A 1045-nucleotide genomic window follows, 5' to 3' on the forward strand; every position below is an offset into this window, starting at 1 on the left:
AATGTCACAGGTGCATCGGATGCCCTACCCTATGAGCCACAAATTGACTTAATGCGTCAAATCATACCCGATCTCAAAAACGTCGGTTATGTCTATAGTCCAGGCGAAGTCAACTCAACCATTATTTTGAAAAACTTAAAAGAAAAACTGACGCCACTTGGTATCAATGTGCATGAAGCGCCGGCTCAACGTAGTAATGATATTGCGATGGCTGCACGTAGCCTTGAAGGTAAGGTCGATATGATCTACACCTCAACCGATAACAACGTGGTATCAGCTTACGAGTCATTATATCAAATCGCTAAAGAAAGTAAGATTCCATTGATTGCGTCAGATACCAGCTCAGTTGAGCGCGGTGCCGTTGCAGCCTTGGGTGTGAATTATTACGATCTTGGCCGTGAGACTGGTAAAATCGTAGTACGTATCTTAAATGGTGAAGAAGCAGGTGCTATACCTGTATATACACCGCAAATGCTTGACTTGTATGTCAGTCCAACACATGCAAAAGAAGAAGGTATTAGCTTATCACAAGCCGTCATCGACCAAGCAAAAGAAGTGGTAGAATAGCGCACCTTTGTAGGCTGCCTAAAATTAAAACCGTAAAACAGACGGTAATAGCGAGCACAATGAATATCGCCAACTATCATCTGCTTTGATGTTCAATAGCGACATGTTTTGATTTACCCTAACCGCAGATTACTTAATCTGTTAAATTCACCACTTAGACGTTTAGCTAAGATTGGCTTCTATGTTGCTGGGACAAACAGTATTGGCAGACACCATTTATTGGTTTTACCAGTCAATCATTAGAATGCGATTCGCTAAACGCCTGGTTATGACTTACTGATCTCTTATGTCTTTAATCGCTTTTTTTGGTGCGCTTGAAAGTGGTCTGATTTACGGCCTCGTAGCACTTGGTGTGCTAATCTCATTTCGTACCCTCGATTTTCCCGACTTAACCGCTGATGGAAGTTTTCCGTTAGGTGGCGCGGTCGCTGGTATCTCTATCGTCGCTGGTATTAACCCGTGGCTTGCCTGCGTTTTT

At 43.0% G+C, this 1045-nt stretch carries 1 protein-coding gene and 1 pseudogene; both read left to right on the forward strand.

Annotated elements, in window-relative coordinates:
- Window positions 1-567, forward strand: a 567-nt coding sequence (locus ACS8FD_RS16640) for an ABC transporter substrate-binding protein (protein WP_439276656.1), incomplete at its 5' end; no start/stop codon positions are given.
- A 286-nt stretch (window positions 568-853) separates the two neighbouring features.
- Window positions 854-1045, forward strand: a pseudogene (locus ACS8FD_RS16645) (ABC transporter permease); the annotation flags it as partial.

The organism is Psychrobacter sp. 1U2 (genome assembly GCF_051847575.1).